The following is a 23,446-nucleotide window of genomic DNA, read 5'->3' as shown; positions in this document are numbered from 1 at the left end:
CCGGCTCAGCCGAGCCGGTAGCCGAAGCCCCGGACGGTGTGCAGCGGCAGGTCGGGGCCGAGCTTGCTGCGCAGCGAGGCGACGAAGAAGTCCAGCGAGCGGGAGCGGCCCAGCGCGGGGGTGCCCCACACGTGCAGCTGCACCGCCTCGCGGCTGACGGCCTCGCCGGGGTGGGCGGCGAGCGCCTCAAGCACGTCGAGCTCGGTGGCGGTCAGCGCGACCTCGGCGCCGTCGCGGGTGGCGCGCCGCGCACCCAGGTCGAGCTCGAGCCCGCCCCAGGCCAGGGCGGCGGGCTCACGGGTGGCCTCGTCGACGCGGCTGCGCCGCAGCAGCGCGTGCACCCGGGCCACCAGCACGGCCTGTCCGACGGGCTTGACCAGGTAGTCGTCGGCGCCGGCGCGCAGCCCGAGCACGGTCGCGCCGTCGCCGTCGCGGGCGGTGAGCACCAGCACCGGCACGGTGGAGGCGCGGCGCAGGGTGCGCAGGAAGTCGAGGCCGTCCATGTCGGGCAGCCCCAGGTCGAGCACGACCAGGTCGGCGGCCGCGACCTGGTGCAGCCCGTCGTCGCCGCGCCGGGCGTGGGTGACGTCCCAGCCGGCGCCCTCGAGGGTCTCCACGAGGGCCGCGGCGACCCCGGCGTCGTCCTCGACGAGCAGCAGCTGCACCCCGGGATCGTACGCCGCCTGGCTCAGAGCACCCCGCTGACCGCGGAGCGGACCTGGTCGACGGCCAGGGCCAGGAAGGTCAGCGCGCACAGCACCATCACCACGTTGGCGAAGGGCTTGTTGCGCCACTGCTTGGGGGTGCGGTCGGTGTTGAGCAGCCAGATCAGGGTGATCGCGAGGAACGGCATGAAGAGCGCGCCGAGCACGCCGTAGGCGAGGATCAGGTAGACGGGCTTGCCGAGGAAGAGCATCAGCATCGGCGGCAGCGTCAGCCACAGCACGTACGCGCGGTACCAGCGGCCGCCGCCCTGGCGGTCGGGGTGGTCGGTGGGCAGGCCGCGCACGTGGCCGGCGAAGTCGGCGAACATCAGGCTGACGCCGTTCCACACACCCACCAGCGAGCTCATCGCGGCGGCCCAGAAGCCGACCAGGAAGATCGTGCCGGTGGCGGCGCCGTACCGGTCGCGCAGCACCTCGGAGAGGTCGAGCATGCCCTTGTCGCCGGTGTCGACGGCGATGCCGGCGGAGTACAGCAGCTCGGCGCCCACGACGAGGGTGGCGATGACGAAGATGCCGGTGACCAGGTAGGCCACACCGTTGTCGAGGCGCATCACCCGCATGAACGCCGGGGTGCTCCAGCCCTTCTCGCGCAGCCAGTAGCCGTACGCCGCCAGGGTGATCGTGCCGCCGACGCCGCCGGCGACGCTGAGCACGTTGATCAGGGCGCCGTCGGGGATGCGCGGGGCGAGCCCGGCGGCCATGTCGGGCAGGTTCGGCAGGGTGACGACGGCGGCGGCGACCATGCAGACGAACATCAGGAGCACCAGCACGCTCAGCGTCTTCTCGAAGACCGCGTAGCGCCCCGACCACACCAGGGCCAGCCCGATCAGGCCGGAGACGATGCCCCAGGCGGTGACGCCGAGCACCGGGAAGAGCGCGTGCAGCGCCAGGCCGGTGCCGGCCATCGCGGCGGCGCCGTAGACGAAGCCCCAGATCACGATGTAGGGCCCGAAGTAGGCGTGGGTCCAGCGCCCCAGGCTGCTCCACCCCTCGAAGATGGTGCGCCCGGTGGAGAGCGAGAAGCGCCCCGCGCCCTCGACGAGCACCACCTTCATCACGCAGCCCACGACCACGGCCCACAGCAGCGCGTAGCCGTACTTGCTGCCCGCGATCATCGTGGCGACCAGGTCGGCCGCGCCCACCCCGGTCGCCGCGACGACCAGGCCGGGGCCGATCAGCCGCCAGCGCGGCGGGCCGCCGGCGTCGGTGCCCGGCTGGATGCCGGCGTACGGGGTGGTCGTCATGGTGCCTCCTGGGATCTGGAGCCCCGAGCATGTGACCCCGGCCACGCGTGACGCCAGCCACACCACCCCGATCCGCCCGCTTCCTCACACGATCCAAAGACAACGCCCCACCCCGCCCCCGTTGGTTGAGGAGGGACGAAGTCCCGTCTCGAAACCATCCACCGTTGGTCGAGCAGGGAGGCGCCCCGGCGCCGACCGTCGCCGAGACCCCGCAAGAACCGAACCCGCCCTATGCCGCACTCCACCGGGTTCCGAGCCGGCTGCTGCGCAACCTCCTCCACCACCGACCCCCCAGCACCGCTGGTAAGAGACGAAGTCCCTGGCTCGGCCACGACCTCGTTCTTCCCTACACTCACGTGGGTGAGCCGACGCCGAGAACTGCCCATCGCCGCGATCCTCGTCGCGCTCCTGGCGCTCGGGGTCGTCGGCGGCACCGCGTACGCCTGGTCTCGCTGGAACGACCAGATCGCGGCCGACACCGACGTCGAGTCGGCCGTCGACCCCGCCTCGAGCAACGACCGGCTGCCCGAGGCCCCCGGCTCGCCCACGCCCGCCCCCGAGCCCAAGCCGCCGGCTTATGAGCCGCCCACCTTCGAGGCGCTCACCCCGACCGACAACCGTCCGCGGCCGGAGCTGCTGGTCATCGGCGACGGCTGGGCCGCGGGCGACGGCGCCTCCGGCGACGCCGCGGCGTACACCTCCCTGCTGGCCGCCGACCTCGGCTGGACGGTGCGGGTGGTGGCCGAGCCCGGCGCGGGCTACACCGTCCCCGGCGAGAGCGGCAGCACCGTCACCGACCTGTACGCCGACGCCCCGCTCGCCGAGATCGACCCCGACGCGGTGCTCGTGCAGGCAGGGTACGCCGGCGCCACCGACGCCGACGCCGTCACCGACGCGATCGCCGACCTGGGCGACCGGATCACCGCCGACCTGCCCGGCACGCCGCTGGTCGCGATCAGCTCGTTCCGCCCTGAGGGCGTCAGCTCCAAGCAGGAGAAGCAGATGACCCAGGCGTGGCGCGCGGTCGACGACGCGCTGGTGCTGCGCCCCACCAAGGAGGGCTGGGGGGACCTGCCCCAGGGCCCCGCCGGCAACCCGCTGGACGCCGGGCACGAGCTGATCGCCACGAGCCTGGAGCAGGCCTTCCGCGACGCCGGGCTGGTCGCAGGCGGCTGAGCTCGACTCCCGGTCCCGACGAGCGGGTTCTCGAAACGCACACCCACCGCCCCGGTCCTGAGTAGCGTGCTGTCGTCGGCACCCCCCGGTCGACGTCCCCCAGGAGGCACCATGCTGCGCGCGCCCCTCGTCCCTGCCCTGGTGCTGACACTGGCCGCCACGCCCCTGCTGACGGTGGGCGCGACGCCCGCCGGGGCCAAAGGACGGGTCAAACCGACGGTGAGCATCTCCGCGAGCGACACCACGCCGGTCACCGGCGACGCGGTGAAGTTCAAGGGCTCGGTGAGCGGGTCCTCGCGCGGCGCCCGGGTCCGTCTGCAGGAGAAGCAGGACGGCCCGTGGCGGGTGGTCGACGACGGCAAGGTGCGCCGGTCGGGCCGCTACCGACTCGCCACCGAGGCGCTCGACGGGCGGGCGACGTACCGGGTGCAGGTGCTGCGCAACCACCGTCTGCGCCGGGCCGCCTCCCCCACGCTCGAGGTGACCGGCAGTGCGGCCTCGGAGCCGCAGCTGTCGTCGCAACCGATGCGCCACCTGCGCGCCGAGCTGGGCGCCCTGATCGACGAGCACCGCGACGATCGGGGTCTCGGCGAGCTCTGGCAGACCGACGATTTGGGCGGCTACGCCCAGGCCTGGAGCGTCGAGCAGGCCGAGCGGGGCCAGGTGCTGACCCGCACCTCCTTCGAGGACGCCCCGGCGTCGTACGAGGTGGTCGCCGAGCACACCGTCCTCGGCGGGCTGCCCGAGGCGCTGATGGGCGCCCTCGAGGCGGACGCCCGCGACGTGCTCGGCGCCGACGGCACCTGGCTCGGGATCGGGATGGAGCTGCGCGACGACGACACGGGCTACTGGACGATCACGGTCGCCACCGACGCCCCCGAGGAGCCGGGCGACCTCGGGCCGGACCCCGCGACCGAGGAAGCCGTGCGGCAGCAGATCCTCGAGGAGACCAACGCCTACCGGGCCGCCCACGGTCTCGCACCGCTGACGCTCATGGACGAGCTCGACACCGTCGCCCAGGACTGGTCGCGCCACATGGCCGCCAACGACGTCTTCCACCACAACCCGAGCTACTCCGAGCAGTACCCGTCCGGCTGGCGACGGGCCGGGGAGAACATCGCTGCCGGCTACGGCCCCGACGACGTCGTCGACGGCTGGTACGCCTCGCCCGGCCACAAGGCCAACATGCTCGGCGACTTCACCCACATCGGGATCGGCTACGCCACCCACCCCGACAGCGAGTACGGGCGCTACTACACCCAGAACTTCGCCCGCTACTAACCGGCTCCGTGCCCGATGACGGCGCGGCTCAGTCGAGCTCGATGTCCGCCTCGGCCAGCACGGCCTCCGGGGAGTGCTTGAGGATCTTGATCAGCGCGGTCATGCCCAGCAGCGGCAGCACCCCGAGGATCGCCAGCGCCCACGGCAGCCCGGTGACCCCACCGAGCCCGCCGACCATCGCCGAGCCGACGGAGCCGCCGGTCATGAAGACCAGGGTCGCGATACCGAGCGCGACGCCGCGCACGTGCACGTGCACGGCCTCCCCGACCGAGGCGGAGAGGGCGGGCTGCCCGGCGCCGAAGGCGAAGGTGACCAGGATCAGCACGAGGGCGAGCAGCACCGGGGAGAGCACGGCGGCGCCCCAGGCGGCGAGGAAGAGCGCCAGCGACGAGGCGACGGCGCCGATGGCCAGGGTGCGGACCGCCCCGATGCGGGTGAGCATCGGGCCGGTGAAGCGGGGCATCAGGACCGCCACGACCGAGGACGGCAGCAGCAGCAGTCCGACCTGCCAGGGCTCCCAGCCGGCTCCGCTGACCAGCACCGCCGGCACGGCGATGAGCAGCCCGAACCAGGCTGCGGGCACCGCGGCCGCGGCCAGCGCGGAGCGTACGACGACGGGGTTGCGGATCACGTCGCGTGGCAGGAAGCCGTCGGGTCGCCGTCGCACCTGCAGCGCGACCAGCGGGGTGCCGAGACCCAGCAGCAGCAGCCCGACGAGCGCGATGACCAGGCCGGTCGAGGGCGACTGGATGAGCAGCACCAGCCCGGCGGCGGTCAGGGCGACCAGGATCGCGCCGATTACGTCGAGCTGGGCGCCGCTGCCCTCGGTGGTCAGCGCGCGCCACACGAACGGGATCACCAGCGCCCCGAGCATCGGGATCGCCATCACCGCGCGCCAGCCGAAGGCGTGCTCAACGACCCCGCCGAGCAGCGGGCCGAGGCTGGTGACGGCCGCCGCGGTGCCGGCGAGCCGGCCGAGCGCGAGTCCGCGCACGGCGCCGTCGTACCGGCCGCTGAGGATCGCCACCCCCAGCGTCGGCACGGCCGCGGCACCGGCGCCCTGCACGAGGCGGGCGAAGAGCAGCACGCCGTACGTCGGCGCGAGGGCGGCCAGCAGCGCGCCGCCGGTCATCAGGCCGATGCCGACCAGGAGCGGGGTGCGGATGCCGACGAGGTCGGAGAAGCGGCCGTAGAGCGCGGTGGTCACCGCGAACATCAGCGCGTAGAGGCTGATCGTCCAGGCAGTGGCGCCGACCCCGATGCCGAAGTCCTGACCCAGCGCCGGCAGCGCGACGGCCGCGGCGGCCGAGCCCATGCCCGCCAGACCGAACAGGACGCCGATGAGCATGGACACGCGGCGTGAGTCGTCGATGGGCACGATCTATCTCAACGTCCCGGGCGGGGTCCGCATTCCCCGGCGAAAGGGGCGGGCGGACCGGCCAGGCGGGCCCTCGAACAACAAATCATGAAATAACTCGATCGGGTGCATGAGTCGCGACGTGCGGGGAACAGAAGTAGTGACGCCAGGCCCGGCGTGTACACACCCCCCAGTGACGTCGGGCCTGGCGTCGTCACGTGTCAGACGGTGTCATCGCGCGACATGCAGGCAACTGAGCCGGGGCACGCTCTCGGGGTGTTGGTCTCGTGCTTGGGCGCTTCGCTCCCGCTTCCTCCTCGGGGTCGTGATTCCTACCGGCGCCGTAACAGCTATCCAGCCTATCCCGGTCATTTGGCGGGCTTGATGAGGGAGCGCCGATAGACCCCGACGTCTTGCGGGGTGCAGAGGTGGGAGTGCGTCGGCTACCTGCCTAGCGCTGACGCGGGATTGGTTGAGGACGCTTCGTTCGGCTCAGAGTCGCGCTCGGCGATCATGCCCGCGATGCCGAGGCCGAACACGAACCAATAGGTCTCGGCCACCTTCGACGCCTCGAAGACGTCGATGAATGTGGCCTGTGCCAGCAGGCCCAGACCGCCCCAGACTGCCATCGCCCGCAGCGGACCGTCCGGCATCCGCAGCGCAGCGCGGCGCACGGCCAGAATTAGCAGCGCGAGAACGGCCAGCCCCAAGAGCCCGAACTCGAACAGCACCCGCACATAGTTGCCATCCACAGCCTCTTTGCCCGCAGAGGGCCCGAGGCCGGCGATGGGGTTGAACCGCATAAGTCCGTCGAGGTAGTTGAACCAGCGGTCGATGCGCAACGCGAAGGACTGGTCGCTGATGCTCGAGACGACCCGGTCGTTGCCGATCAGGCGGTAGTCGCCACTTGAGTATGCAACCTTGGTCGCTTCCCACATCCTCGCCGGCTCGACGGTGGCGAACCGGCTTTCCCCCGACGATGTGGCGGCAGGTCGCAGGACAACGGCCATGACCCCGAGGGCGGTCGCGAAGGTGCCAGCGACAATCAGGTTGGGGCTCCTGCGTGCGGCCACGATCAGCATCGCGACGATGACAAGTCCGGCGGAGACCAGGCCGACGCGGGACTGGGTGAACCACAGGGCCGTCAATATCGCGACGACCGCGACCAGCGCGGAGGTTCGCTGGTGCCCCGACGTGACTCGCCATACGAACAGCGGCAGGGCGATCGTGAGGAGCGCGGCCAGCTCGTAGGGGCCGCCCGTTAGGCCGATCACGCGGTCCGAGACGTCGACATACTCGCCGTCAGGAATGCCCCCAACGACGCCGAACGCCTGTGCGAGCGCCACGGCCACGTTGACCCACACGGCTGCTGCCAGGAGCCGCAGCGCCTGATCTCGGTGAGCCTGCCGGTCGCGGAAGTAGAGATAGGCGGCGACGGCTAGGACGAAGTATTCGTAACGACGCGCCAGGAACAGGATCGCCACTAGGGGAGACTCGAAGATCCCGTCATCGAGTCCCATGACGATCCCGACCAGCCCGATCGGCAGGAGCGCAAAGAGCCACTTGGCGACGCGGATCAGCTCCGCGGGTAGGGCCGAGCCAAGCAGGTCGAGGACAACCTTGACCGCTAGGAGGGCGATGAGCACGTCCTCGCCGCGAAGTCCCACTGTGGTGCCGGGGATGGGGACGACGCTGACCTTTGGCAAGAACAGGATGTAGCCAGCGGTGAGCGTGACGAACAGCCGCGGCGATGAGCCCACCAGGACGCACAGGGTGAAGGTTGCTCCGCCTGCGGTCGCGGCGAGTATCGGGTCCACCGGGCAAGGTTAAGGCACCGCCCGCCAGGCGCTCAGTCGGGCGGAGGGGAAGAGAGCTGTGCGCGAAGCTCAGTGTTTTCGCGTTCCAACGCCTCGATTCGATCGCCACCCTGGGCGAGGGCTAAGGCCTGCTGGTCAATGGTGACCGCGAGGCCGTAGGGCATGCCCTGCATCAGACCGCCACCCCTGCCGCGTCGCGCCACGTCGCGCCATTCGAGTGCATCGGCCGCCTGCTCGGGCACACCGTGAGCCCGACGCCGACAAACGCGGCAGGGCGTCCAGCCGTGGTGTAGGCCGGCAGGCGCGTCGGCGCGTTGAGGGCGATAATTGTGCCGCCCTTCGTTGAGGGCGTGAGGGGCACGGCGGCGGCGCTGCCGCCCGCGGTGATGGTCGGCGCACCGCCGATGTTATTGCTCAGGGTCAGGACGCCGCGGGCGTCAAGCTCCCCGACCTGCCGGTCGACGCCAGCAACGCAGGTGCGGGACTGGTGCGCCCCGACCTCCGCATCGAAGATGTAGCGGGTGTCCGACGAGCCACTTCGTGCCGTTGGCGGCATCGAGGAGGACGCCAAACCGGGGGATGGCGTAATGACCACGAGGCCGTCAAGGGAGGTGAGTTCGCCCGCGTCGACACCGGAGTTGTTGTTGATGTCGATCTCGTAGCCGATGGTCTGCATGGTCGAAGACGGCGAGACCTCGGTGGTGGTGACGCTATTGAGGGCCCATCCCGAGCGGGTGCCGCCCGAGCGGTGCGTCCCGAAGTAGCCGGCGACGTTTTTGTCTCGGTGCGTGGTGCCGCCTTCGCCGTTACCGTCCGTGCCGTCGACCAGGATCGCGTCGACCGCGACAATAAAGCCGTTGTCGGCGGCGTAGTCGCCCACGGCGCCAGCGTCGGCGCCGAACACCTCGGTGTGCTGCACGCTGCCTCGCTGCCACCTGTTGCTGACGGTGCCGACCTGGCGGCGATAGTCCACAACCATTCGACCCGCCGCAACCGTCAGGTCGGAGGGGGTAGGCACAGGCGAGGGGGCGGTTGCCAACTCGGACGGCACGATCACGGGCTGCCGATAGGTAGCCGCCGCTGCGTTGGTGATCTTTGCGGGCGTCGTGGCGCCGGCCTGCACGGCGGCGGTCGCAGCGCCAATCGGGGCAGTCGAGGCCGACAGATGTTATGGCCGGCGCAGTCACTGCGCACCAGTCGGTTCTCCCGTGATGGCCAACCGGCGGCCGCCTCTCGCTCAGGCGGGCGGCGGGCCGCCCACGAACGGCAGCACCAGCTCGCAGCCGACGGGCCGGCGGAGAGGCGACGCATGCCCGCTCAACGAGGGGCGGGGAGGCAAGTGACGTCCGTCTCAGTCCTCGGGCGGGCGCAGCGGCAGCTGCACGGTCACGGTGGTGCCCTCGCCGGGGGTGCTGGTGAGGGCGACGCTGCCGCGGTGGGCGTCGACGATGCCGTCGACCAGCGCCAGGCCCAGGCCGGTGCCGGGGACCTGGTCGGCGGTGGCGCTGCGGCTGCGGTAGAGCCGCTCGAAGACCTTCTTCTGCTCCTGCAGCACGATGCCGGCGCCGGTGTCGGCGACGGTGATGACGATCGAGTCGGCCAGCGCGCTGACGGTGACGTCGACCCGGCCGCCGGCCGGGGTGAACTTCACGGCGTTGCCGACGAGGTTGTCGATGACCTGGGTGAGGCGGTGCCGGTCGCCGCGGACCGGTGTGAGGGTCTCGGCGTCGCCACGCACGTGCAGGGACACGCCCTTGCGGCGAGCCTCACGGCGGCGCTCGGTGACGACCTCGCCGGCCAATGCCAGCACGTCGACGTCCTGCAGCCGCAACCGGATCTGGTCGAGGTTGCCGACGGCCATGGTGAGCAGGTCGGTGACCAGGCGCAGCTCGCGATCGGCGTTGCTGCGGATCCTCTCCAGCATGTCGCGACCCAGTGGCGTCAGCGCATCCCGCTCGAGCTCGTCGAGCAGCTCGGCGTAGCCGATGATCGAGGTCAGCGGAGTGCGCAGCTCGTGGGTGACGGTGGCGAGCAACTCGTCGCGCAGCCGGTCGGCCTCGGCCTCGAGGCGCAGCCGCTCGGTGATGTCGCGCACCGTGGCGACCGCGAGCCGTCGCTCACCCAGCGGCACCGAGGCCAGGGAGATCTCGGCGAGGAACTCCACACCATCGCGCCGGTACGCCGGCAGCTGGAGCAGCCCCATCGGGCGGTGGCTGTAGCCGTCTCTCCGCTGCGGGTGGGTGGCGCGCAGCCGCGGCGGGACCAGCACCTCGATGCGCTGGCCCTCCAGCTCCTCGGGCCGCCACCCGAAGACCGGCTCGACTTGCGTGTTGGCGGCCGTGATGACGCCGTCCTCACCGACGACTATGACGGCGTCAGGCACGGCATCAAGGGTGGCGCGCAGCATCTCGCTGCTGGTCGATTCGGCCTCCTCGCCGCTCGCGCGCTCGCCGACGCCCTGGTCCCCCACTCTCATCGGAGCAGTGTCTCAACCAGGCGGCTCACCCGGGGTGGGAGCGACGGGACGCGCGGTCAAATCTCGAGCCGGCGGTCGCTCGAGCGTCGGTACGCCGCGCTCGACAGCCTCGATCGCACCTCCGGCCGGGCGGAACTGGCGCAGCGCCACCTCAACGATCTCGGACGCGGCGCCGCCCTCGCGCGCCAGCATGGCCGCGAGGATCTGGGTGGCCATCGCGCCGAGGTCGAGCAGCGGCTGCTGGCTGTGCGAGCGGAGCCCCAGGTCGACCTGGGCAATCGCCTCGACGCCGTGCAGTCGGGCGCTGTCGACGAGGGCGGCGAGTTCGACGGCGTACCCGGTGGGCACCGAGAGCGACTCGAAGAGTGAGCGGCGCACCGCCCACTCCCCCGCCAGCGGCTGCACCAGCCCGGCGAGCTCGGGGTGCCGGAGCGCGAGCCAGGGCCGGGCGACCAGCTCGGTGACCCGGCCGCCCTGCAGCCCATCGGCGCCGGGGCGCTCGTAGAAGCCCTTGACCAGCGAGGTCTGCGAGTTGGTGAGCAGCGGGCCGAGCAGGCCGGGCACGAAGTGGGTGTCCCAGTCGAGCAGGTCCGCGTCCATGAAGACGATCAGGTCGCCGGTGGTCACGAAGAGCGACTTCCACATCGCCTCGCCCTTGCCGGGGTGGCTGCCCAGATCGGGACGGACCTCCTTGGAGCGGTGCACCGCGGCACCGGCGTCGGTGGCGACTGCGAAGGTGGTGTCAGTGGAGTCGGAGTCGATGACCACCAGCTCGTCGACGAGCGCGACGGTCTCCATCAGCGCATCGCGGGTGCGCGCGACGACCTCCCCGACGGTGCCCTCCTCGTTGCGCGCCGGCACCACCAGGCTGACCCGGTGCTCACCCTTGGCCTCGAGGAGGTCGGCCAGCGACCAGTCGTCCCACCGGTGGGTGGCGATCACGCCGGGTTGCTCCAACGCATCACCCAGTACTGCACTCCGAACGGGTCGTCGGCGTAGTCGATCTCGGCGCCGACACCCGGCACGATCAGGTCGCCCAATCCCGCCAGCCCGTCGGGGTTGCCGACCAACAGCTCAGTCGCCAGGCTACGGTCGAGACCCCGCAGCGCCTGGACATCACCTGACCGCAGTGCCTTCTCGAGCTCGGCGTCGAAGGCGGCGGCGCGCTCGTCGAGATGGCCCGGCGCCTTCTCCGACCGCCGAGCCGACCCGTTCGCCACCACCAGCACCGACCCGCCCCGTCGTGGGTCGAGCAGCGAGGAGCCCCGGCGACGAGCGTCGTCGAGGCCCGGTGACACACCCAGCGCCTCAGCCACCCGCAACCCCTGCGAATCCCCAATGACCTGGACATCGGGGCCCAGCCATTCCACGGCAGCCAGAGCAGCTGCCCGCAGCCCCGCCACCGGGTCGACCCGCCCGGCGTACGCCGGCAGCAGCGCCAGCACGCCCGGCACCAGCGCGATCTTGACCCCAGGGCTCACCACGCCAGCGACTCTAGCCAGCACGCGCTAGCACGGATGTCGGCGCCCGTTCGCAGAGCGGGCGTCAGCTACTTCTCTTCCAGGATGCGGAGGAGATAGCTGCCGTAGCCGCTCTTGACCAACGGCGCGGCTCGGGCGGCGAGCTCTTCGTCAGTCAGGAAGCCTGCCCGCCACGCGACCTCCTCCGGCGCACCGATCTTCGTGTCCTGCCGGTGCTCGAGGGTGCGCACGAAGTTGCTGGCGTCGTTGAGCGAGTCGAAGGTGCCGGTGTCCAGCCAGGCGGTACCCCGCGGCAGGACCTCGACCTGGAGGCGCCCCTGCTCGAGGTAGATGCGGTTGAGGTCGGTGATCTCGAGCTCGCCGCGGTCGGAGGGCTTGAGGTCGCGGGCGTAGTCGACGACGTCGGGGCTGTAGAAGTAGAGCCCGGGGACGGCGTAGTGGCTGCGCGGGTGCGTCGGCTTCTCCTCGAGGGAGATGGCGCGCTTCCGGTCGTCGAACTCGACGACACCGTAGGCAGTGGGGTCCGCCACCCGGTAGCCGAAGACAGCTGCGCCGTCTAGATCGGCGAACCGGCTGAGCCGGTGGCCCATGCCAGGGCCGTAGAAGATGTTGTCTCCGAGCACCAGCCCGACCGGCTCGTCGCCCACGTGGTCGGCGCCGATCGTGAAGGCCTGGGCGAGCCCGTCGGGGCTGGGCTGCACGGCGTAGGTCAGGTTGATGCCGAACTGGCTGCCGTCCCCCAGCAGCCGGGTGAAGAGCGCGGCCTCATGTGGGGTGGTGATGATGAGGATGTCGCGGATGCCGGCCAGCATCAGTGTCGAGAGCGGGTAGTAGATCATCGGCTTGTCGTAGACCGGCACGAGCTGCTTGCTCATGCCGAGCGTGATCGGGTGGAGACGAGAGCCGGTCCCACCGGCCAGGATGATGCCGCGCATGGCGTTTACCCTAGAGCAACGTTGGATCTCTAGGCTGCGCCCCATGGATCGCATCCTCGTCACCGGCGGCGCCGGCTTCATCGGCTCGAACTTCGTGCACCACCTGGTGGAGCACACCGACGCCCGCGTTACCGTCCTCGACAAGCTCACCTACGCGTCCACTCGCGAGTCCCTCGACGGACTCCCGACAGACCGGGTCGACCTCGTCGTGGGCGACATCCTCGACGCCGACCTCGTGAACGGGCTGGTGGGGGAGCACGACGCGGTGGTGCACTACGCGGCCGAGTCGCACAACGACAACTCCCTGAGCGACCCGTCGCCGTTCGTGCAGACCAACATCGTCGGCACCTACACGATCCTCGAGGCGGTGCGACGGGCCGGCACGCGGCTGCACCACATCTCCACCGACGAGGTCTACGGCGACCTCGAGCTCGACGACCCCGAGCGGTTCACCGAGGAGACGCCGTACAACCCCAGCAGCCCCTACAGCGCCACGAAGGCCGGCTCCGACCTGCTCGTGCGCGCGTGGGTGCGCAGCTTCGGCGTCCGGGCCACGATCTCCAACTGCTCCAACAATTACGGCCCCTGGCAGCACGTCGAGAAGTTCATCCCCCGCCAGATCACCAACGTCATCACCGGCCAGCGCCCCAAGCTCTACGGCGCAGGCCTCAACGTCCGCGACTGGATCCACGCCGACGACCACTCCTCGGCCGTGTGGACGATCCTCAACGAGGGACAGATCGGCGAGACCTACCTGATCGGCGCCGACGGGGAGAAGAACAACCTCGACGTGGTCGGCCTGATCCTGCGCCACTTCGGTCGCCCCGCCGACGACTTCGACCACGTCACCGACCGGGCCGGACACGACCTGCGCTACGCCATCGACTCCACCCGGCTGCGCGACGAGCTGGGCTGGCAGCCCCGGTTCGGCGACTTCGAGGCCGGGCTGACCAAAACCATCGAGTGGTACGTCGACCACGAGAGCTGGTGGCGGCCCCACAAGGAGGGCGTCGAGGCGACGTACGCCGCGAAGGGGCAGTGACCCGTGGTTGATTCCCCCGCCGCCCTGAGCGTCGAGGCCACCGCGATCCCCGGGTTGCTCGTGGTCCGGATGCCGGTGCACGAGGACTCGCGTGGCTGGTTCAAGGAGAACTGGCAGCGCGAGAAGATGGTGGCAGCCGGCCTGCCCGACTTCGGCCCCGTGCAGAACAACATGTCCTACAACGCCCACCGTGGCGCCACCCGCGGCATCCACACCGAGCCTTGGGACAAGCTGGTCTCCATCGCCGCCGGGCGTGTCTTCGCCGCTTGGGTCGACATGCGGGAGGGACCCACCTTCGGTGCGACCGTGCACCTCGAGCTCGACCCCGCGGTAGCGGTGTTCGTGCCCCGGGGCGTCGGCAACAGCTACCAGGCGCTTGAGGACGACACCGTCTACAGCTACCTGGTCAACGCCCACTGGCGACCGGGCATCCGCTACCCCGCCCTCGACCTGGGCGACCCGACGGCTGCCATCCCCTGGCCGATCAGCCTCGACGAGGCTGAGGTCTCCGACAAGGACCGTGCCAACCCCAGCCTCGACGCCGTCGAGCCGGTACGCCCCCTCAAGACCCTGATCATCGGAGCCACCGGACAGCTCGGACGCGCGCTGGCTGCCGAGTTCCCCCAAGCCGACCTGGCCGGTCGTCGCGCCGACGAGGCCAGCGGTGTCCTGGCCCTCGACCTCACCGACGACGCGGCACTGGCAGCCTGGCCGTGGTCCGACTACGGACTGGTTGTCAACGCCGCCGCCTATACCGCCGTCGACGACGCCGAGACCGCCGAGGGCCGACGCTCCGCCTGGGCTGCCAACGCCCGCGGCCCGGCGACGCTGGCCACGCTCTCGGCCGAGCACGGGTTCACGCTGGTCCACTACTCCTCGGAGTACGTCTTCGACGGCTCGCGCGTCCATGACGAGTCCGAACCCTTCAGCCCGCTGGGGGTCTACGGCCAGAGCAAGGCCGCGGGCGACCTAGCCGTGGCGACCGCCAACCGCCACTACCTCCTGCGCACCTCATGGGTCGTGGGCGAGGGACGCAACTTCGTCCGCACCATGCTCGACCTGGCCGGGCGAGGGGTGAGCCCGTCCGTGGTGAACGACCAGGTGGGTCGCCTGACCTTCGCCGCAGAGCTCGCACGGGCGACCAGGCACCTGGTCGACACCGGCGCGCCGCATGGCACCTACAACGTCTCGAACGGTGGAGCCGCGACGTCGTGGGCCGACGTCGCGGGCCGGATCTTCGAGCTGGCCGGCCGCTCATCGGACGACGTGACGCCGATCAGCACCGCGGACTACATGCAGGGCAAGCAGGCGGCGCCCCGCCCGGCCACCAGCGTCCTCGACCTGTCCAAGCTGGAGTCGACGGGCTTCGAGCCGGTGGAGGCCGACGCCGCCCTGGTCGACTACTGCCGGGCCGCTCTCAACGTCAGCGAGTAGCGGCCGGGCGCGATGCCAGCAGCCTCGCAGCCACCAGCCCGCCGAGGGCCCCGAAGAGGTGCCCCTGCCAGGAGATCCCGGGCTGCCCGGGCAGCACGCCCCACAAGATCGAGCCGTACATCAGGAACAGCACCAGCCCGACCACGATCTGCCCCGCGCTCCGGGCGAAGAAGCCGCGCACCACCAGGTAGGTCAGCCACCCGAAGACCAGCCCCGAGGCGCCGATGTGGCTGGTGCCCGAGCCGGCGACGAGCCAGGTGCCGAGGCCGGCGACCGCCCAGATGACCGCGGTGGCGAGCAGACCGCGCGAGACGCTGCCGACGAGGACGAGGAAGAACAGCAGCAACGCGAGCCCGGAGTTGCTGACCAGGTGCCCCCAGCCGCCGTGCAGCAGCGGGGCCAGCAGCACCCCGACCAGACCCTCGTCCGTGCGGGGTCGGATGCCGTTGTCGTCGAGCGTCGCGCCCGGGGTGAGCTGGTCGCCGATCTCGACGACCCACAGCAGCGCCACGAAGCCGAGCGGAATGACGATCGCGGGCAACCAGGTGCCTCGTCGATCGACCGACGTCCGCGTGGCGCTCATGCCCCCAGGGTAGGCAACCGTCCAACGCGGCCTCGGCTCACCACTCGTAGACCGGCGGCTCCCCCTCCGGCGGCGTCGGCCGCTGACGGTCCTCACGCCGCTCCTGCTCCTCGCGACGCCGCTCCTGCGCCTTCTGGTTCTGCTCCTCCAGCTGGGCCAGCTGCTCGGACGTCGGCGGCGGGGGTTCGGGCTCCTCCCGCGGCGGCTCGGGCTCGAGCGGCGGGTCGGTGGTCTCCTCGGCCATCTTGCCCCGCACCCGATCGTCGACGATCTGAGCCGCTGCGACGTCGGCGGGTCGGGACGCCTCCGACAGGTCCAGGCACCTCCCGGCGTCCAGAGCCGACAGGGCCTCCGTCCATTCGACACGGGCGTCATCGGGTCGCCCCTCCGCCGAGGCACGGTCCCCACGCGCCTCCAGCGCGAGGGCGAGGTTGACCCGCACTCGGCACTGCTCCGTCGCCGGGGCCTCGACCAACGCCAGTCGGTAGAGCCGAACCGCGCCGTCGTGGTCCTCCAACCGGTAGCGGGCCAGGCCCTCGTCGTAGGGCGCGACCCAGGGCTCGAACCAGTTGAGCACGGCATTGGCGGCGAACGACGAGCGTGCCTCGCGGAAGGACTCCTCGGCGTACGCCGCGCGGCCCCCTCGGTCGTAGCCCACCATCAACGCGACCTTGACCACCAGGGCCACGGCGAGCAGCAACGGCAGGAGCCCTGCGACGAGCAGGCCCTTGCGCCACCTCTCTCGCAGAGTGGTCGCCGTCATGACCTGACCTCGCTCATGCCCTCGGAGATCTCCCGCCACGCGACCCGGAGCTCGAGCAGGAGGAGGACCAGGAGCAGGGTCGCCCACAGCCAGGTCACCTGGCGCTCGGCGTCCACTTCCTCCAGACCGGCGTAGGCGGCCTCCTCGAGCTCCGCGGCGACGGTCACCATGCCGTCCGCACCGGTGCGGTGCACGTAGGAGCCACCGCTCTCCTCGGCGATGTCGCGCAGGTTGTCCTCATCGAGGCGCGACAGTGCCGGCGCCCCGGTCTCGCGGTCGAGCACCCATCCGGCGTTCTCGTCCTGCCGGCGCTGTCCCGCGTCAGCGGGCATCCGACCTCCCTGCGCGGTGCCGAACCCCAGCACGAGAGCGGCGTCGAGGTCGTCGCTGAGCGGTTCGAACGAGGCTTGCTCACCCTCGGCGGTGTTCTCACCGTCACTGATGAAGACCAGCACCCGCCGCAGGTCGGCACCGCCCACGAGTCCAGCCGACTCCTCCAACGCCTCCGGCGCGACCAGGTCCTCCAGCAGGGGGAGGCCGCGATCCACCCGGGACCCCTGACCGTCGGTGGGGGCCTCGACCTCGAGGGCGCGCACCTCCTCCTCGACGACGACGGGGTCGGTGCCGGAACGCAGCTCGACCTCTGCCTCGGAGCCGAAGGACACCAGCGTGTACCTCGCCGCCGGGAGCGCCTGGGTGAGGGCCACCAGGTCGTCGCGCGCCGCCGCCAACCTCGAACCCGCGTCGTGGTCCTGGGCGGCCATCGAGGTGGTGGTGTCGACGGCGACGACCACATCGAGGAGCGGTCGACGTTCCGGGGTGGGGGCGTCAACGTTGCCGAGCCCCGTGGCGATCGCCAGCAGCACGGCGACGATGGCCGACCGCCGCAGTACGACCACCACGCTCGCCCGGCTCACGATTCCCCTCCGGCACGTCGCGAGTGCGTCGGGAGACGCATCCCCAGCAGCACCCACTGAGCGACCCACGCCACCAGCAGGACCACCAGTGCCGCCGAGGCGAGTCGCACCGCGGTCGCCGGGTCGTCCCGCCTGACCTGCCGCGGGGCTTCCGCGACCTTGCGCCTCTCGAGGTCGTCGATCCGGCTCACGATCTCGCCGGTCGCACCGTCCTGCCCGACCAGCGCCAGGAAACCGCCGGTGGTCGCGGCCGCGTCGGCGAAGTCGGCCCGATCCTCGGCCCTCGCCTGTTCTCCGAGCTCGGGGGCCGCGACGGCGTAGACCACCACGTCCTGCTCGGCGGCGTACGCCGCGGCCTGCGGCAGGGTGTAGACGGGGTCCCCCTTGGGGTCGTTGTCGGAGGAGACCAGCACGATCCGGGTCCGCTCCTGCGACGGCCTGTCGAAGCGCTGCGTGCACGAGACGATGCCGTCGCTGATCAGCGACGCCCCCTTCGAGTTCAGCTGCACCCCGCCGAAGAACGTCTCGTCACTGGTCCGGAACGCCTCGCGCGACGACTCCAGCGCCGCCCGCACGTAGTCGACGTCGTCGGTGAGCGGCAGCACGGTGACGGCGGTCTGCGACCAGAGAGTCAGCCCGATCCGGTCACCCGGCAGCTCACCGATGATGTCGCGGACCTCGTCGACGACGGCCACGTTGTCGTCGTCCATCGACGCCGAGGCATCGAGGCACAGCATGATGTCGCGGCTGCGCCGGTCGGGCTGCTCGACCTCGATGGTCTGCGGCCGCGCCATTAGCAGCGCGGCGACGGCCACCACGGCGAGCGTGGCCACCGCGACGGCCGCGTAGGCCGCGAGGCGGCGGCGGAGCAGGGACTGGTAGCGCGGCAGCCGGCGCAGCCGTTCGACGCCGGCCACCAGCACGACCCCGGGGCTGTCCCAGGCGTGACGTCGCCTCGCCCTTCCCCACCACCACAGCAGCAGGACGAGCAGCACCAGGACCGCCGGCAGCACCCAGGGCCACCGCAGATCGGGCAGGCTCACCACGTCGCCACGACCTCACGTGCTCGTTGCAAGGCGATGTCGAACCGCTCGCGGGCCGTCGCCTTGCCGGGCGCGAAGGCCGGTGGGTAGACCAGCTCGACCAGGTCCGCCAACGGCCCCGGGGCAGCCTGCTGCAGGTCGGCCAGGGTCATGCTGCGGGCAGGGAGGTCACTGACGGCGGCCACGTGGGCCCTGACGGCTTCGCTGATCTGCTGGTGCCCCTCCCGTGGGGTGATGCTCCCGTTGCCGACCGCGGCGGCGATGCGGTCGAGGCGCGAGGAGACGTCGTCCGGGCGGTGCCCCGCCGTGGGCTGGCTCCGCTCCAGGCGGGTCCGGGTCGCCCACAGCACCAGCACGTAGTAGACCGCCACCGCGGCCAGGGCCGCCACCGCCCACCACAGCCATTGGTCGTCGTACGCCGCGGGCGGGCGCAGCTCACCGCCGGCGCGCATGACGCTGCCTCTCCAGGAGCCGGCCCACGGCGGCCAGGGCGCCCGCCTCGTCGCTCACGTGCTCGTGCACGACGCCCAACGAGGCGCAGGTCTCGCGGAAGGCCCGGGACTCGGCTGCGCTGGTCTCGGCCAGCTGCTGCGCGAGCTCGTCGTCGCCACGCACCCACGAGGGCAGCAGCCGCCCGCGCCCGAGGTCCAGGGCCGGAGCCGCCTCGGCGGGCAGCACGGTGGGGTCGAGGTCGCCGATGGTGATCATCAGGACCTCGTGCTGGGCGGTCATCCGTCGCAGCGCCGAGACCAGCGCCGGGGTGGCCTCGGTGTCGTCACAGACCACGAGCAGCAGCGTGCGGCGCCGCACGGTGCGGGCCACGTGGCGCAGCAGGGCAGGCAGGTCGCATGCGGCCGCTCGCGTCGTGGTCGCATCGTGGACGGCGCCCAGGCAGCGCTCCAGGTGCAGCTCACCGCCGGCGGCCCGCTCCCCCGCCTGTGTCTCGGCGTCCCCGTGCGCCAGGGCGACCAGGTCGCCGTGGCGCACGGCCAACCAGCCCACGAGACCAGCGGTGAAGACGGCCAGGTCGCGCTTGGGGACGCCTACTGCGTTCGCGGCCGCCATCTCGCGCCCGGTGGAGACCGCGAGCAGGACGGTGTGTTTGCGCTGCGCGACGAACCGCTTGACCAGCATCTGGCCGGTGCGGGCCGACGCCTTCCAGTCCAGGTCCTTCACGTCGTCGCCGCGCACGTACTCGCGCAGGTCGTTGAAGTCCATGCTGCGCCCCACCTGTGCCGAGGCGTACTCGCCCTCGAGGTGGCCGCGCACCCGGCGGTGGGCGTGCAGGCTCAACCGGGCCTTGACCCGCGGGACGTGACCGGTCACCGCGTGCTCAGGGGGTCGGTACGGCGGCGAAGAGCGCGTCGATGATGCTGTCGACCGGCACCCGGTCGGCCATGGCCTCGAAGGACAGGCGCAGCCGGTGGCGCAGCACGCTGTGCCCCAGCTCGCGCACGTCCTCGGGCACCACGTAGCCGCGACCGTGGAGGACCGCCAGCGCCCTGGCGACCTGGAGGAAGGCGATGGTCGCGCGGGGGCTGGCACCGGTCTCCACGTAGGCGCCGACCTCGGCGCCGAGCACCCGCGAGGCGTCGCGGGTCGCGTGCACGACGTCGACGATGTAGCGCTTGGCGGCGTCGTCGACGTAGACGCGCTCGGCAAGCACTGCCAGCTCCTGCACCTGGCCGGGCGTGACCACGCCATCGCTGGCGAGCTGCTGGGAGCCCCGGCCCAGGGTGCCGTCGACGATGCGGTCGAGCACCGTCATCTCCTGCTCGTGGCTGGGGTAGTCGAGGACCTCCTTGAGCAGGAACCGGTCCATCTGCGCCTCGGGGAGGACGTAGGTCCCCTCCTCCTCGATCGGGTTCTGGGTGGCCAGCACCAGGAAGGGACGCGGGAGCCGGTGCACCTGCCCGGCGATGGAGGTCTGGCGCTCCTGCATCGCCTCGAGCATGGCCGACTGCGTCTTGGCGCTGGCGCGGTTGATCTCGTCGAGGAGCACGATGTTGGCGTGCACCGGCCCGAGCTGGGTCTCGAAGGTGTGGTGGCGCGGGTCGTAGACCTGGGTGCCGATGATGTCGCTGGGCAGCAGGTCGGGCGTGCACTGGATGCGCGCGAACTTCGCCTGCACCGCCTCGGCGAGCGTCGAGCTCGCGAGCGTCTTGGCCAGGCCCGGCACGCTCTCGAGCAGCAGGTGGCCCTCGGTCATCAGGGCGACCAGCATCGCGGTGCGCAGCCGCTGCTGGCCGACGACCTTGGCGTCGAACGCGGCCGCGACCCCGGAGAGCAGCTCCCCCGCCTGCGCCAGCTCGTCGTCGGTGAGGGTCCCCGCCGTTGCGGTGGCCGTCGAGGTCATGCGGTCTCCCAGCAGAGTCGTGTGCGCAGCACGCACATCATCCCCCAGAGCCACTTGGATCCTTTAACCCGCACCGTTGGTCGAGCAACGAGGAGCGCCAGCGACGAGTGTCGTCGAGACCCCGCGAGCAAGGCACCAGCCCGCCCGCGGGACCTCAAGCACAACTACTCGATCGAGAACGCCTCGTCATTGGTGTCGAAGAAGACGTTCCCGCGCGCCTCGATCTTGAACCACGCGTCGTCGCTGGTGACGTCCGGGACCTTGACCCGCACCGCACCGTCGTTCTTGGTCTTGCGGACCACGTTGCGCCACGTCTCGCCACCGTCGGTGGTCAGCTTGATCCGCACGTTCTTGGCCAGCGACCGGGTGCGGGCCACGTCCCACGCGATACGCACCTTCTTGCCTCCCTTGATGGCCTCGCCGTCGTCGAAGTTCTTGACCAGGAACGGCCCGGCCTTCTTCTTCAGCCGCAGCTTCACGTCGTCGTACGACGAGCCGCCACCCTCGGTGAAGCCGTCGCGGGCGGTGAGCCGGAAGACCAGCTTGCGGTTGTTCTCCGACGCAGTGCCTTCGTAGTCGCGGGCGGGCAGGAACTCCGAGAAGCAGTCCAGCTCGGCGTCGGTGATGATGACGGTCTCGGCCTCTTCCTCCTCCTCGGTGTCGATGCGAGGCGTCGGGCAGGCGCCCGTCTCGGCGTTGGTGACGCCGCGCATCACCTGGCCCAGGTCGGGGAAGCTGCGCTTGGCGCTGCTCCCGGCGTTGTTCTGCCCGGGTGAGGGGCTCAGCAGCGCCGCGTCGTTGGTGACCACGGCGTTGTCGCTGAAGATCCGGAAGAGCGGACCGAAGATCTTGCGGTTGTCGGTCAACGCGGTGCCGAGCCCCGTGTTGTCCTGCTCCCAGATGTAGGTCAGGTCGTCTCCGTCGGCGTCCGTCGCGGACCCCTTGAGCTCGAAGGGGGTGCGGGCCGGGATGACCCGGTTCCGCCCGGCGCTGACGACCGGCCTGTGGTTGTCCGTCTCGGTGACCTGGTCACCGCGGTTGGAGGCGGCGCCGCCCTTGGTGGTCTCGCCGACGAAGGCGGTGACGCCCTCGCCGCCGACGACCTGCAGCGAGGGGTAGTTCTTCCGCTCACCGTTGCCGCTGCCGAAGGGGTCGAGCTCGTCGTTGAAGATGACCTGGAAGCCGGCCTCGCTGGGCACGCCGGGGCTGGCGATGGCCTGGCTGAAGTCGCCGTAGGCGTCGTAGCCCCAGCGCGCGATCCGCACCTCGACGCCGGTGACGGCCTCGACGGCGGCCTCGACCCCGGCGCGGGTGTAGTTCTCCCCGCGCGTGACGGTGCGGCTCGCGTCACCGAAGCGGATCTCGAGGCTGTCGCCCGGGCTGTCGAAGCCGCGCAGCGAGACCGTCTGCACCTCGTACGACGCGCGCACCCGCTGGGTCACGAAGGAGGTGATCTCCTCGATGGTGAGCTGGGAGAAGTACGGGTCGGTGTGCGGCTGGAGGTCGTCGGTGCCGCAGATGCCGGCGTAGGCCATCACCGAGGAGCCCGAGCCGGGCTCGACCGAGGCGTCGGCGATGTTGCCGCCGCAGGCCCCCTTGGTGCCGTTGAAGGTGTGGTTGCCGGCGAACTGGTGGCCGATCTCGTGGGCCACGTAGTCGATCGCGAAGAAGTCGCCTCGCGGCTCGGGCAGGCCCGTGCAGCCGCCCGAGGAGTAGTCCTGGCCCACGACGCCGAGGTAGGCGACGCCGCCGCCGTTGACGCCGAGCACGAGGTGACCGAGGTCGTAGGAGTCGGCGCCGACGACCTGGCCGAGCACGGTGCGCATCCGCCCGAGCGCGCCGGGGCTGCAGTAGTCCAGCATCCCGGGCACGTAGTCGTCGGCCTCGGGGTCGTCTCCCACCGGCGGGTCGAAGCAGGGAGCCGATCCGCACGGGCCATCGACTCCGTGCGCCTTGGCCTCGGTGTCGAAGTTGAGCTCCTTGGTGTCGTCGATGAGCACCATCCGGATGCCGAGGTCGTCGTTGTAGACCTGGTTGACCCGGTTGATGAGCGTGAACTTCTCGGCCAGCACGTTGTCGGTGCCGAAGTACTCGGCGTACGACGGGTCGTTGGCGATCGCGATCCGGTAGGTGCGCCGGGTCACCAGCTCGCCGGCCTCGGGGTCGGCGTTGTCGGTGCCGACGCGCGGGGCCACCTCGCGCGGCTCCTCCTGGGCGACCAGGTCGGGCACCGGCGTGGTCGCGTCCTTGGCGTAGTAGCTCAGGTGCGCGGTGGTGCCGCGCCGGTCGTACGCCGGGTCCACGAGGTAGTCGCCGCCGGGACCGCGCACCGAGGCGTGCAGCCCCAGCGGGGTGATGTCGAGGACGACGCTGCGCCCGGGGGTGTCAAGCGACTGGCCGGCGTAGCTGCGCAGCTCGGGGTGCGCGGCGGCCAGCGCCGGCTCCATCACCGTGGTGCGGTGCACCCGGAACCGCTCGGCGTCACCGTCGGGTGTGGGCAGCTCGAAGACCTCACCGCGAGCCGCCGCCCGCGTGGGTGCGCTGGTCAGGGCTGCCCGGGCCGCGCCGAGGTCGATGCTGACCGCAGCGAAGTCGGAGGCCTCGACCCGCACCCGGTCACCGTCAGGCTCGAAGCCCGGCAGCGTCGTGAAGATGTCGTCGGCGTCGGCGCGCAGGGTGATCGGTGCGGCCGCAGCGGAACCCGTGGTGGACAGTGCGGGCAGCATGCCGGCGGCCAACGCGGTGGCGGCCAGCACGGCCAGGCGGGAGCGAGTCATCGTGTCCGTCTCGTCGAGAGGTGGGCTCCCCCGAGGACC

Annotated in this window: 21 protein-coding genes; 4 read left to right on the top strand and 17 right to left on the bottom strand. The window is 71.3% G+C overall.

The window, feature by feature from the left end:
- Positions 1 to 5 precede the first annotated feature (5 nt).
- Both OCU29_RS06205 and OCU29_RS06200 read right to left on the bottom strand, forming a co-directional pair.
- Entirely contained in the window at positions 6 to 665 is a 660-nt protein-coding gene (locus OCU29_RS06205) for a response regulator transcription factor (protein WP_261819216.1), read from the bottom strand.
- Between the two features lie 23 nt (positions 666 to 688).
- Positions 689 to 1,969 carry an Nramp family divalent metal transporter gene (locus tag OCU29_RS06200; protein ID WP_261819215.1) on the bottom strand — a complete coding sequence of 427 codons (1,281 nt, stop codon included), beginning with the start codon at positions 1,967 to 1,969 and terminating at the stop codon, positions 689 to 691.
- A gap of 360 nt (positions 1,970 to 2,329) precedes the next feature.
- On the opposite strand from OCU29_RS06200, the gene OCU29_RS06195 reads away from it, so the two are divergent.
- Both OCU29_RS06195 and OCU29_RS06190 read left to right on the top strand, forming a co-directional pair.
- Positions 2,330 to 3,145 carry an SGNH/GDSL hydrolase family protein gene (locus OCU29_RS06195; RefSeq protein ID WP_261819214.1) on the top strand — a complete coding sequence of 272 codons (816 nt, stop codon included), beginning with the start codon at positions 2,330 to 2,332 and terminating at the stop codon, positions 3,143 to 3,145.
- A 111-nt stretch (positions 3,146 to 3,256) separates the two neighbouring features.
- On the top strand, positions 3,257 to 4,426 hold the full coding sequence (locus OCU29_RS06190) for a CAP domain-containing protein (protein ID WP_261819213.1): 1,170 nt from the start codon (positions 3,257 to 3,259) through the stop codon (positions 4,424 to 4,426).
- 28 nt (positions 4,427 to 4,454) lie between these two features.
- On the opposite strand, the gene OCU29_RS06185 is transcribed toward OCU29_RS06190, so the two are convergent.
- The 7 genes from OCU29_RS06185 to rfbA form a co-directional block, all read right to left on the bottom strand.
- A complete protein-coding gene (locus OCU29_RS06185) occupies positions 4,455 to 5,804 on the bottom strand; it encodes an MFS transporter (RefSeq protein WP_261819212.1) in 1,350 nt (449 codons plus the stop codon).
- A gap of 422 nt (positions 5,805 to 6,226) precedes the next feature.
- A complete protein-coding gene (locus tag OCU29_RS06180; RefSeq protein WP_261819211.1) occupies positions 6,227 to 7,600 on the bottom strand; it encodes a hypothetical protein in 1,374 nt (457 codons plus the stop codon).
- A gap of 172 nt (positions 7,601 to 7,772) precedes the next feature.
- On the bottom strand, positions 7,773 to 8,519 hold the full coding sequence (locus OCU29_RS06175; RefSeq protein WP_261819210.1) for a hypothetical protein: 747 nt from the start codon (positions 8,517 to 8,519) through the stop codon (positions 7,773 to 7,775).
- 432 nt (positions 8,520 to 8,951) lie between these two features.
- Positions 8,952 to 10,076, bottom strand: coding sequence for a PAS domain-containing sensor histidine kinase (locus OCU29_RS06170; protein ID WP_261819209.1), 1,125 nt, complete (start codon positions 10,074 to 10,076; stop codon positions 8,952 to 8,954).
- A gap of 12 nt (positions 10,077 to 10,088) precedes the next feature.
- Positions 10,089 to 11,018, bottom strand: coding sequence for a glucosyl-3-phosphoglycerate synthase (locus OCU29_RS06165; protein ID WP_261819208.1), 930 nt, complete (start codon positions 11,016 to 11,018; stop codon positions 10,089 to 10,091).
- Complete coding sequence (locus tag OCU29_RS06160; RefSeq protein ID WP_261819207.1) at positions 11,015 to 11,560, bottom strand: hypothetical protein; 546 nt, start codon at positions 11,558 to 11,560, stop codon at positions 11,015 to 11,017. The genes OCU29_RS06165 and OCU29_RS06160 overlap by 4 nt, the downstream gene beginning before the upstream one ends.
- A 65-nt stretch (positions 11,561 to 11,625) precedes the next feature.
- Positions 11,626 to 12,492 (bottom strand): glucose-1-phosphate thymidylyltransferase RfbA, encoded by an 867-nt coding sequence (gene rfbA / locus OCU29_RS06155; protein ID WP_261819206.1) that lies wholly within the window; start codon positions 12,490 to 12,492, stop codon positions 11,626 to 11,628.
- Between the two features lie 43 nt (positions 12,493 to 12,535).
- Between rfbA and rfbB the strand changes: the two genes are divergently transcribed.
- Positions 12,536 to 13,534 carry a dTDP-glucose 4,6-dehydratase gene (gene rfbB / locus OCU29_RS06150; RefSeq protein WP_261819205.1) on the top strand — a complete coding sequence of 333 codons (999 nt, stop codon included), beginning with the start codon at positions 12,536 to 12,538 and terminating at the stop codon, positions 13,532 to 13,534.
- Positions 13,535 to 13,603: 69 nt separating this feature from the next.
- Entirely contained in the window at positions 13,604 to 14,968 is a 1,365-nt protein-coding gene (locus OCU29_RS06145) for a sugar nucleotide-binding protein (protein WP_370463661.1), read from the top strand.
- On the opposite strand, the gene OCU29_RS06140 is transcribed toward OCU29_RS06145, so the two are convergent.
- From OCU29_RS06140 to OCU29_RS06105, 8 genes are all read right to left on the bottom strand, one after another.
- A complete protein-coding gene (locus OCU29_RS06140; RefSeq protein WP_261819203.1) occupies positions 14,958 to 15,551 on the bottom strand; it encodes a rhomboid family intramembrane serine protease in 594 nt (197 codons plus the stop codon). The genes OCU29_RS06145 and OCU29_RS06140 overlap by 11 nt on opposite strands.
- A 37-nt stretch (positions 15,552 to 15,588) precedes the next feature.
- Positions 15,589 to 16,314, bottom strand: a complete 726-nt coding sequence (locus tag OCU29_RS06135) for a hypothetical protein (protein WP_261819202.1) — start codon at positions 16,312 to 16,314, stop codon at positions 15,589 to 15,591.
- Positions 16,311 to 17,231, bottom strand: coding sequence for a VWA domain-containing protein (locus tag OCU29_RS06130; protein ID WP_261819201.1), 921 nt, complete (start codon positions 17,229 to 17,231; stop codon positions 16,311 to 16,313). The genes OCU29_RS06135 and OCU29_RS06130 overlap by 4 nt, the downstream gene beginning before the upstream one ends.
- Positions 17,228 to 18,274 (bottom strand): VWA domain-containing protein, encoded by a 1,047-nt coding sequence (locus OCU29_RS06125; protein WP_261819200.1) that lies wholly within the window; start codon positions 18,272 to 18,274, stop codon positions 17,228 to 17,230. The genes OCU29_RS06130 and OCU29_RS06125 overlap by 4 nt, the downstream gene beginning before the upstream one ends.
- Entirely contained in the window at positions 18,271 to 18,726 is a 456-nt protein-coding gene (locus OCU29_RS06120) for a hypothetical protein (RefSeq protein ID WP_261819199.1), read from the bottom strand. The genes OCU29_RS06125 and OCU29_RS06120 overlap by 4 nt, the downstream gene beginning before the upstream one ends.
- Entirely contained in the window at positions 18,710 to 19,600 is an 891-nt protein-coding gene (locus OCU29_RS06115) for a DUF58 domain-containing protein (RefSeq protein ID WP_261819198.1), read from the bottom strand. The genes OCU29_RS06120 and OCU29_RS06115 overlap by 17 nt, the downstream gene beginning before the upstream one ends.
- Before the next feature lie 7 nt (positions 19,601 to 19,607).
- Positions 19,608 to 20,630, bottom strand: a complete 1,023-nt coding sequence (locus OCU29_RS06110) for a MoxR family ATPase (RefSeq protein ID WP_261819197.1) — start codon at positions 20,628 to 20,630, stop codon at positions 19,608 to 19,610.
- A 164-nt stretch (positions 20,631 to 20,794) separates the two neighbouring features.
- Entirely contained in the window at positions 20,795 to 23,407 is a 2,613-nt protein-coding gene (locus OCU29_RS06105) for a reprolysin-like metallopeptidase (protein WP_261819196.1), read from the bottom strand.
- Positions 23,408 to 23,446: the final 39 nt, after the last annotated feature.

Source organism: Nocardioides sp. OK12 (assembly GCF_024341885.1).
In the GTDB taxonomy this organism is placed as follows: domain Bacteria; phylum Actinomycetota; class Actinomycetes; order Propionibacteriales; family Nocardioidaceae; genus Nocardioides; species Nocardioides marinisabuli.
This window is presented reverse-complemented; position numbering and strand designations above follow the sequence as displayed.